Annotated in this window: 7 protein-coding genes and 1 pseudogene; all 8 read left to right on the top strand. The window is 62.3% G+C overall.

All coding sequences use genetic code 11. The annotated features are described in order from the left end of the window. The first annotated feature begins 108 nt into the window (after nt 1-108). A pseudogene (lpxC, locus tag AC1DX0_RS09555) lies at nt 109-1,048 on the top strand (UDP-3-O-acyl-N-acetylglucosamine deacetylase). A 263-nt stretch (nt 1,049-1,311) separates the two neighbouring features. Next, nucleotides 1,312-2,184, top strand: a complete 873-nt coding sequence (locus AC1DX0_RS09550) for an outer membrane protein assembly factor BamD (protein WP_477221935.1) — start codon at nt 1,312-1,314, stop codon at nt 2,182-2,184. A gap of 275 nt (nt 2,185-2,459) precedes the next feature. Then, nucleotides 2,460-4,133 (top strand): DNA repair protein RecN, encoded by a 1,674-nt coding sequence (gene recN / locus AC1DX0_RS09545; RefSeq protein WP_477221936.1) that lies wholly within the window; start codon nt 2,460-2,462, stop codon nt 4,131-4,133. An 80-nt stretch (nt 4,134-4,213) separates the two neighbouring features. Next, entirely contained in the window at nt 4,214-5,542 is a 1,329-nt protein-coding gene (locus tag AC1DX0_RS09540) for a serine hydrolase domain-containing protein (protein WP_477355097.1), read from the top strand. 254 nt (nt 5,543-5,796) lie between these two features. Further along, a complete protein-coding gene (ligA, locus tag AC1DX0_RS09535; protein ID WP_477221938.1) occupies nt 5,797-8,001 on the top strand; it encodes an NAD-dependent DNA ligase LigA in 2,205 nt (734 codons plus the stop codon). Next, entirely contained in the window at nt 7,998-8,687 is a 690-nt protein-coding gene (locus AC1DX0_RS09530) for a DUF2461 domain-containing protein (RefSeq protein ID WP_477221939.1), read from the top strand. Before ligA ends, AC1DX0_RS09530 begins: the two co-directional genes overlap by 4 nt. Before the next feature lie 167 nt (nt 8,688-8,854). Then, a complete protein-coding gene (locus AC1DX0_RS09525) occupies nt 8,855-9,583 on the top strand; it encodes an AzlC family ABC transporter permease (RefSeq protein ID WP_477221940.1) in 729 nt (242 codons plus the stop codon). Continuing rightward, on the top strand, nt 9,580-9,876 hold the full coding sequence (locus AC1DX0_RS09520) for an AzlD family protein (RefSeq protein WP_477221941.1): 297 nt from the start codon (nt 9,580-9,582) through the stop codon (nt 9,874-9,876). Before AC1DX0_RS09525 ends, AC1DX0_RS09520 begins: the two co-directional genes overlap by 4 nt. Nucleotides 9,877-9,997: the final 121 nt, after the last annotated feature.

Raw genomic sequence — 9,997 nt, 5'->3', positions numbered from 1 at the left:
GCCTACCATAGTCGGTGTGCCGGGATTTCGGGGGAAGTGACCCTGCCTGCCGATTTAACAAGAGCCGCGCCCTCGGGCTGGAGAAGCGGACCTAGGCATTTCGGGCTTATGGGGATTGTCTTGCACGACTATCAGACGACAGTGAAGACGCGCGCGTCGCTTACAGGCACCGGCGTTCACAGCGGCAAAGAAGTTTCCATCAGTTTCCTGCCGGCGGATGCCGATACCGGCATCGTGTTCCAGCTTGTCAACGGAGCAGGGCAAGGCCGTGAGTTCCGCGCCCTGGTTGCCGAGGTCGGCGCCACCGATCTGTGCACCATGCTTGGCGATCCCGCAGGCGAGCACATCGCCACGGTCGAACACATCATGGCCGCGCTGTTCGGGCTCGGCATCGACAATGTCCTTATCGAGATCGACGGTTCCGAAGTTCCGATCTTCGATGGCAGCGCCATGGCGTTCGTGGAAGCCATCGATCAGGCGGGCATCGAGACGCTGTCGGTCAAGCGCCGCTACATCAGGGTCATCAAGCCGGTCCGTATCGAAAACGGCGCCTCGTGGGCGGAGTTCAGGCCTTATGACGGTACCCGTTTCGAGATCGAGATCGATTTCGAAAGCCCGGCAATCGGCCGCCAGCTGTTTGCGTCCGACCTCAATGCCGATATTTTCCGCCGTGACATCGCGCGGGCGCGCACCTTCGGCTTCATGAAGGATGTCGAGCGGCTGTGGGCCGCCGGCTATGCGCTGGGATCCTCGCTGGAAAATTCGCTGGTGATCGGGGACGACAATCGCGTCATCAACATGGGCGGCCTGCGCTATCCCAACGAATTCGTGCGCCACAAGACGCTGGACGCCATGGGCGACCTGGCGCTGGCCGGAGCCCGTTTCATCGGCTGCTTCCGCTCCTATCGCGGTGGCCACAGGATGAACGCCGCGGCGCTGCGGCGCCTGCTGTCGGACCGCACGGCGTTCGAGATCGTCGAAACGACACGCCGCGACAGCAGAGATGAGCGCCGTCAATGCGCCGCTCTACGCGCCCTGGATGATCTGATTCCTTAACGTTTTTCGGATTCCATGCGGGATGGCAGGTGTGGCATCAATGCACCACCATCCAGTGAAATTGCATGGATTCTCCGGCTCTGTCCGACCGCCACAAAAATGTGCGATTGGCTAGACATAGCGTTGCCGGGCAAGGCGGTTATGGTTTATGGCTGCTGCCGTCGATTAGTGCATGTCGCTCAAAAGTGGGGACCAGTTTTGGGACAACAGCATGCAAGAGGCATTAAAATAACGCCGAAAGGGCGCAATCCAATCATGTTCTTCACGCGAGCCGGTCAATCGAAGGCGCCCCAGCGGTCTGTTATCCTGGCGCTTTCGCTGGTTGTTCCATCGCTCTTTCTGTCGGCTTGCATGTCGTCGCCGGAGAAAGACATCGACCTGTCGAAATATGTCGACCAGACCGAGCCGGCCGACGTTCTCTACAATGAGGGCCTCGCCAATCTGAATGCTGGCCGCCTGGACGAGGCGAGCAAAAAGTTCGACGCCGTCGACCGCCAGCATCCCTATTCGGAATGGGCCCGTAAATCGATGGTGATGGGCGCGTTCGCCGACTATCGAAAGGGCAGCTACGACGATGCGATCTCGTCTGCCAAGCGCTATCTAGCGCTTTACCCGTCCACGGATGACGCCGCCTATGCGCAGTACATCATCGGTCTGAGCTACTATCGCCAGATCAAGGATGTGACGCAGGATCAGAAGGAAGCACGCCAGACCTTGCAGACGATGCAGGATCTGGTGACGCGCTGGCCGACGTCGGAATATGTCGACGACGCCAAGCAGAAGATCCGCTTCGCCAACGACCAGCTCGCCGGCAAGGAAATGCAGATCGGCCGCTATTATCTGGAGCGCCGCGAGTACATCGCCGCCGTCAAGCGTTTCCGCAACGTGGTAGAGAACTATTCCAACACGCGCCATGTCGAGGAAGCTCTGGCCCGCCTCACCGAAAGCTATTACGCGCTGGGGCTGACCTCTGAGGCCCAGACGGCCGCCGCGGTGCTCGGCACCAACTATCCCGACAGCCCATGGTACAAGGATTCCTACAAGCTCCTGCAGAGCAACGGGCTGGCGCCGCGCGAAAATGCCGGATCGTGGATATCCAAGGCTGGCAAGCTGATCACCGGTGCGTGACCCCTAAGGCGCGTCGCAGCGACGCGCTTTTTCGGATTGATCCGACGCTGAAACAAAAAGATAGTGCGGCGCTGCGACTCCGATTGGTCGCGTGCCGCTCCATAGCGGTTCAGTGGTTTGATTGAAGCGCTGAACCGTTCTATCTCTTGTTGACGCAATTCCTGTGGGAAAACCGTTCACACTTTTCCTGGAATTGCTCTGGCTTTTTGTTCTACGCAATTCCGGTGGAAAACCGCTAAGCACTTTTCCTGGAATTGCCTGAGGTCCGGGTTCTGATGCTTTCCAGACTGTCGATCCGCGATATCGTCCTGATCGAGAAGCTGGATATCGACTTCCAGCCCGGCCTTTCCGTGCTGACCGGCGAGACCGGCGCTGGCAAATCCATCCTGCTCGATGCCTTGTCGCTGGCGCTCGGCGCGCGCGGCGACGCCTCTTTGGTGCGCCATGGCGCGGCACAGGGCCAGGTCATTGCCGTGTTCGACGTGCCACGCAACCATCCGGTGCGAGCGCTGCTTGTCGAAAATGCCATCGAGGATGATGGCGACATCATCCTGCGCCGCGTGCAGACGGCGGACGGCCGCACCCGTGTCTTCGTCAACGACCAGCCATCCAGCGTCACCCTGATGCGCGATGTCGGCCGTGCGCTGGTCGAGATCCACGGCCAGCACGACGAGCGCGCTTTGGTCGATCCCGGCGCTCACCGCGACGTGCTCGACGCCTTTGGCGGCCATCTTGGCGCCGTTCGCTCGACCGGCGAGGCCTGGCGGCACTGGCGCGGCTGCGAGCAGGAGCTTACGCGCCACCGCGCCAAAGTGGCGGCCGCTGCGCGCGAGGCCGACTATCTGCGGGCTGCGGTGGCGGAACTGACCAAGCTCGATCCGCAGCCCGGCGAGGAAACGGAACTTGCCGAACTGCGCGCCCATATGATGCGCGCCGAAAAGATCGCTTCCGAAATCCATGATGCGCAGGATGTGCTGTCCGGCCCGTCGTCGCCCTTGCCGCAACTGGCCAGTCTGCTGCGACGGCTGCAGCGCAAGGCGACTGAGGCGCCCGGCCTGCTCGAGGATGTGGTCAAGTCGCTGGACGAGGCGATGTTGTCGCTCGACGCGGCGCAATCCGGTGTCGAGGCGGCACTGCGCGCCACAGAGTATGATCCACAGCGGCTGGAGAAAGCGGAAGAGCGGCTGTTTTCGCTGCGCGCCGCCTCACGCAAGCACAGCGTCGCCGTCGACGATCTGGCGCAATTGCGCGACACGATGGTTGCCGATCTCGCCGATCTCGACGCCGGCGAGGGGCGCCTGCACGGATTGGAAAAGCAGGCCACAGCTGCGCGCGAGGCCTATGATACCGGTGCCGCACAGCTTTCCTCGCTTCGCCACGCGGCGGCCGTCGGCCTGACCAAGGCCGTGATGGCCGAATTGCCGGCGCTGAAGCTCGAACGCGCCGCCTTCATCGTCGAGATGAAGAGCGAGGCCGAGACCCGCATGGAAGAGGGCATCGACCAGATCGAGTTCTGGGTGCGCACCAATCCCGGCACGCGGCCTGGGCCGATGATGAAGGTGGCGTCCGGCGGCGAGCTGTCACGCTTCCTGCTGGCGCTGAAGGTGGCGCTGGCCGACCGTGGCTCGGCGCCGACACTGGTTTTCGACGAAATCGACACTGGCGTGGGTGGCGCCGTGGCGGACGCCATCGGCCAGAGGCTGGCGCGGCTGTCGAAGCGGGTGCAGGTGCTGTCGGTCACCCATGCGCCGCAGGTGGCGGCGCGCGCGGCGACGCATTTCCTAATCTCCAAATCGGGCAGCACCGACCGCGTGGCGACCGGCATTGCCGAGATGGACAGGACGGCGCGGCAGGAAGAGATCGCCCGCATGCTGGCCGGTGCGACGATCACTGACGAGGCGCGCGCCGCCGCCGAGCGGCTGCTGCGTGAAAATACAAACGCGGCATAGGACGAGGCTCGCCGGATAGATGACATCCTAGTTCAGCGCTGTGGCGTCGTGACAGGTCAGGAGTTGAGGTCACCCAGCACATGCACCCCTCGGATCAGTGGGAATTTCACGACCCAAAGGTGGCAGGATGGTCCACTGATCTTCTCGACAAGGCGCGGAACTACTCCGCGAGCAGCGGTTCCAGCGCGGTCATCATCGTCCATCATGGACACGTGGTTGCTGAGTGGGGTGACACACGCCGCAGGCTGGATGTCGCATCGATACGCAAGAGCTTGCTCAGTGCTTTGTTTGGGATTGCCATCGCAGAGGCACAAGTCAAGCTTTCCGACACGCTTGCCGACCTTGGCATCGATGACAAGGCGCCCGGCTTAACGCCCCGCGAAATGCAGGCCACGCTTGCCGATCTCCTGACATCACGCTCGGGAATTTACCACCCGATCGACTTGGAGCCACCGGCCGTGGCTGCGCAACGACCACTGCGTGGCAGCCACGTACCTGGCGAGTTCTGGTACTATAACAATTGGGGCTTCAACGCCGCCGGCTCCATCTACGAGAAGGTGACCGGAACGGACATCTTCATGGCGTTCAAGCAACGCATTGCCGATCGCATTGGCATGCAGGATTTCAGCCTGGAAGACTGCTACTACGGCGAGACCAAGGTTTCAAATCATCGGCATTACGGCTTTCGTCTCAGTGCGCGCGACCTGGCGCGTGTGGGCCTGCTCTATCTGCGCCATGGCCGTTGGAACGACCAGCAGATCGTGTCCAGGAGTTGGGTTCAGGAGAGCGTCAAGCCGTGGGCGAAGCCGCACAATCAGATTTTTGCGGGTCGCGGATATGGTTATACGTGGTGGTCGGGCTTTGCTAGCGACTGGGCTCCTACGGTCACTTTACCGACAGGAACGTTCTATGCTCTGGGTTTCGGCTCGCAGTACCTTTTCGTTATTCCAGCCCAGGATATTGTGATCGCGCATACGGTTGACATGGAACGTGAGCGTTGGCCCTGGGTGAGCGACGCTCAGATCGGGCGCTTGCTGTGGCTCATACTGTCAGCAGCGGGGGTCGACGGCATAGGCCCCGACACCTCTGCTGCCGCGAGTAGCCTGGCCTCGGGCGAAATCCTGAAAGCCACGCTGTCTGGAAAGACGCTGCGCTACGCCGATGCGGCCCCTGACGGGCCATACTTCATGCATTTTGATTCCGACGGTACAGCATCCCTGCAAAAGGGTAGCGACCGCAAACAGGCCTATTCTGGCAGATGGTGGGTCGACAACGCCAAACTCTACCGTGGCTGGGACAAATTTCATCCACGGTTCGATTGCTGGCCCGTGGCACTCAACGGGACAACAGTCAGCCTGTATGGTGACTATGATACGATGTTCCTGCAGGGATCTCTTGAAACGGAATAAGCGTGCGGACTTACGGCGTGTATGGCGCCGCCGCGTCCTCAATGGCATCTTTGGGTTTGCCTTCGGACGCTACGGCGCGACCCGCCCCAAAGATGCACGGTCCCTGCATCCAATCCCTAGACGTCCGATCGCGCTTCGCACTGCGGTCGCAGCCATCCGACAACGAGTCAGCATATGGCTGCATCCCGCTGTTCAGGAATGATTTTCTCGAAATCATGATCTATTGTGGCGCACCATCGTTGAGGAAATAGCGCATGTCCGAAAAACCAGTTGATTCGCTCAGCGAAAGCGAGGCTGAAGTCGAACTCCAGCTTCTGGCCGAGGAGATCGCCGGGCACGACCGGCGCTACCATACCGAGGACGCGCCGACGATCACGGACGCAGAGTACGATGCGCTGCGGCGGCGCAACCTTGCCATCGAAGAGCGCTTTCCCGGCCTGGTGCGCGAGGATTCGCCCTCGCTCAGGGTGGGTGCCGCACCGGCGGAAGGCTTCACCAAGGTACGTCACGCGGTGCCGATGCTCAGCCTCGCCAAGGCCTATACCGACGAGGACGTCACCGATTTCATCGACCGCGGCCGGCGCTTCTTCGACCGCGACAAGGATCTCGACATTGCCTTCACCGCCGAGCCGAAGATAGACGGGCTGTCGGCATCGCTGCGCTATGAGAACGGTGTGTTCGTGCAGGGCGCAACGCGCGGCGACGGTGCTGTCGGCGAGGACATCACCGCCAATCTGAGAACCATCGCCGACATCCCCGCGAAGCTGAAAGGCTCGGGCTGGCCCGACACCATCGAGATACGTGGCGAGGTCTACATGACCTACGCGGAATTCGAGGCGCTGAAAGCACGCTCGGCCGCCGCCGGCGGTCAGGATTACGTCAATCCGCGCAACACGGCTGCCGGATCGCTGCGCCAGAAGGACGCCTCCGTCACCGCCAGCCGCAACCTCAAATTCTTCGCCTATGCCTGGGGCTTCACGACAGCAGATCCTGCCCCGACGCAGTACGGTGCGGTGCAAAAATTCGCCGATTGGGGCTTCAAGATCAGCCCTTTGATGGTGCGGGCGAAGTCGGCCGAGGAACTGGTCGCCCACTACCATCTGATCGAGGAGCAGCGCTCTTCGCTTGGCTATGACATAGACGGCGTCGTCTACAAGGTGGACCAGCTGGAGCTGCAGCGCCGCTGGGGTTTCGTCACCGGCGAGCCGCGCTGGGCGGTTGCGCACAAATTCCCGGCCGAACAGGCAATGACAACCGTGCAGAAGATCGACATCCAGGTCGGCCGCACCGGCACGCTGGCCCCGGTCGCGCGGCTTGCGCCCGTCACCGTCGGCGGTGTGGTGGTCGAGAACGTGACGCTGCACAATGAGGACTACATCAAGGGCTTCGACAGCAACGGCCTGCCGATCCGCGACGGCATAGACGTGCGCATCGGCGATACGGTGGTGATCCAGCGGGCAGGGGATGTCATCCCGCAGATCGTCAGCGTCGTCGTCGACAAGCGTCCGGCCGATGCCGTGCCTTACGAATTCCCGCATACCTGTCCGGTTTGCGGTTCACCGGCCACGCGCGAAATCAATGAGAAGACCGGCAAGGAAGACTCCCGCCGGCGCTGCACCGGCGAGCTGATCTGCGCCGCTCAGGCCGTGGAACGGTTGCGCCATTTCGTTTCGCGCGGGGCGCTCGATATCGAGGGTCTGGGCGCCGAAAACATCGACACCTTCTTCAATGCCGGGCTGATCAAGACGGCCGCCGATATTTTCACGCTCAGGGATCGTCGTCCCGCCGTCACCAAGGCGCTGGCCGAGCGGCGCGAGGAGCAGGCCAGACAGCGCGAGGCGGCATCCGGCAAGACGCGCAAGAATGTGCGCAGTGTCGAGGACCGCAACTATGAGGGCCTCGACAAGCTGTTTGCCGCCATCGATTCGCGCCGCGAGCCGGAACTCGATCGCTTCATCTTCGCACTCGGCATCCGCCATATCGGCGAGACGACGGCCGCCGTGCTTGCCAAAACCTTTTCCACCATCGAGGAGCTGATCCGTGTCGGCAAGGAGACAGCGGCGGCCGAGGATCCGCACACCGTCTTCCCATCGGTCAACGGCATTGGCGACACGGTGATCGATGCGCTGCGTGATTTCTTCGGCAATGAGCGCAATGACGACGTGCTCGACAAGCTACTCGGAGAGGTCAAGCCGAAGCCTTATATCGTCACCGTCTCTGCTGACAGCGAGGTTGCCGGCAAAACCATCGTCTTCACCGGCTCGCTGGAGAAGATGACACGCTCCGAAGCCAAGGCGATGGCCGAGCGTCTCGGCGCCAAGGTTGCCGGTTCGGTTTCGGCCAAGACCGACCTGCTGGTGGCCGGACCTGGTGCCGGCTCCAAGCTCAAGCTTGCCAGTGAACTCGGCGTCGAAGTCATCGACGAGGACACCTGGCTGCAGCGGGTCGGCAAGGCGTGATGGCATTCAAAGGCTTCGGCCCAAAAGCCATTCCATTCCTGAAGGCGCTGGACTTCCACCAGAGCCGGGAATGGTTTTTGGAGAACCGCGACCTGTTCGAACAGGAATTGCGCGATCCCCTTGGCGATCTCGTCGACACGCTGACGCAGCGCTTTGCAGAGGCGGGGCTCGGTCTGCGCGGTGACCGCAAGAAGTCGCTGTTCCGCATCAATCGTGATGTGCGATTCGCCAAGGACAAACGGCCGTACAACCGGCACGTCTCGGCGATCCTGTCGCCGGATGGCAGCAAGGCCGTGCAGGGCGTGTTCTACATCCATATCGGACTCGAGGGCTGCTTTGCCGGCGTCGCCTGGTGGCAGCCGGAGGCAGCGTTGCTGCTGGCGATGCGGCGGGCCATCGAGGTGTGGCCCGACAGGTTTCGCGCCATGGTGAAGGCGTTGAAGAAGAACGGCCTCGAGCTCGACGCCGAGGATCGCATGAAGCGTACGCCGCGCGGCTTCGAGCATGTCACCGACGAGGACCTTGTCGCCGCTATCCGCAACCGGCATTTTGCCGTTCGGCATGCGATCGATCCGGCGGATATTCATGGGCCGGAACTGGTCGAGGAGCTCGTCGATTTCGCCTTGCGCGCCAAGCCGCTGCTCGACTGGGGCAGGGCCATCGAGGGCAAAATCGCGAAGGACTAAGCCCCAACTCAAGCGCGGCGACGATCATTTCCGCTGATCGTTTGGCTCAAGCGAATTCGTGTGACAAGGCAAGGTATGCCACCTACATACCGCCACTCCCTTGTTGTTGTGCATGTCGTTATCCCAAATCCCACGCACTTTTGGGCGACATGCAGCAGGAGTGGCCGATGGCGACGGACGTGATCTCAGAGAGCAGCGGCAGAAGCGACTTCTGGCAAGGCGTGCGGCTCTCCATGCCTGTCGTGGTGGCGTCGGCGCCGTTCGCTGTGCTGTTCGGGGCGCTTGCCGTCGATCAGGGCTTCTCGGTGTTCGAGGCTTTCCTGATGAGCGCGCTGGTGTTCGGCGGCGCCAGCCAGATGGTCGGCATCCAGTTGTTTGGACAGCATGTCGCGCCGTGGCTGATCGTGCTGTCGATCTTCGCGGTCAACTTCCGTCATGTGCTCTACTCCGCCGGCATCGGCCGGCGCATCGCGCACTGGCCGGTCATCCAACAGGCACTCGGCTACTTCATCCTCACCGATCCGCAGTTCGCGGTGGCTGAGGCGAGGGCGCAATCCGGCCAGACCGTCGGCTTCGCCTGGTATCTGGGGCTCGGCCTGCCGGTCTATGTGTTCTGGGTGATCGAAAGCGCGCTCGGCGCGGTGTTCGGCAAGCTCATCCCCGACACCCACGCGCTGGGCATCGATTTCCTGTTGCCGATCTACTTTCTTGGCCTGGTGATGGGCTTCCGCAAGCGGCCGCTGTGGCTGCCGGTGGTCATCGCCAGTGCCTGTGCCTCGATCGTCGCCTACAAGACGGTCGGCTCGCCCTGGCACGTCTCGATCGGCGCCATTGCCGGAGTGCTGCTCGCCGTCATCCTGCCGCCGCATCATAGCGGCGTGGGAGAACGGCCATGAGCACGACTTTCTGGATCATCATCGCCGGCGCTGTCGCCACCTATCTGACGCGCATCGGCGGACATCTGGTCATCTCCCGCTTCGAAAACATCCATCCGCGCGTCGAGGCCGGCCTCAACGCCGTGCCGGCGGCGGTGCTGACGACGCTGGTGGCGCCGGAGCTGTTGAATGCCGGACCGGCGGAATGGGCAGCACTGGCCGTCACGGCCGTGGTTTCACTGCGCGGCGGGCTGATGTCGATGTTTCTGGCGGGGGCGGCGATGCTGATCCTGGCGCGGCAGTTCGTCGGATAATCCTGCGGGCGCGACCGTTTTCGAACGTTGGCGCTGCCCCTCATTGCCCTGCCGGGCATGCCCTCCGCTGTCGCTCCGGGCGTTCGTTGTTCGAAAAGCCAAACAGTTGGCTTTTCGTCCG

The sequence above is a fragment of the Mesorhizobium sp. P3_A9 genome, assembly GCF_056402975.1.
This window is presented reverse-complemented; position numbering and strand designations above follow the sequence as displayed.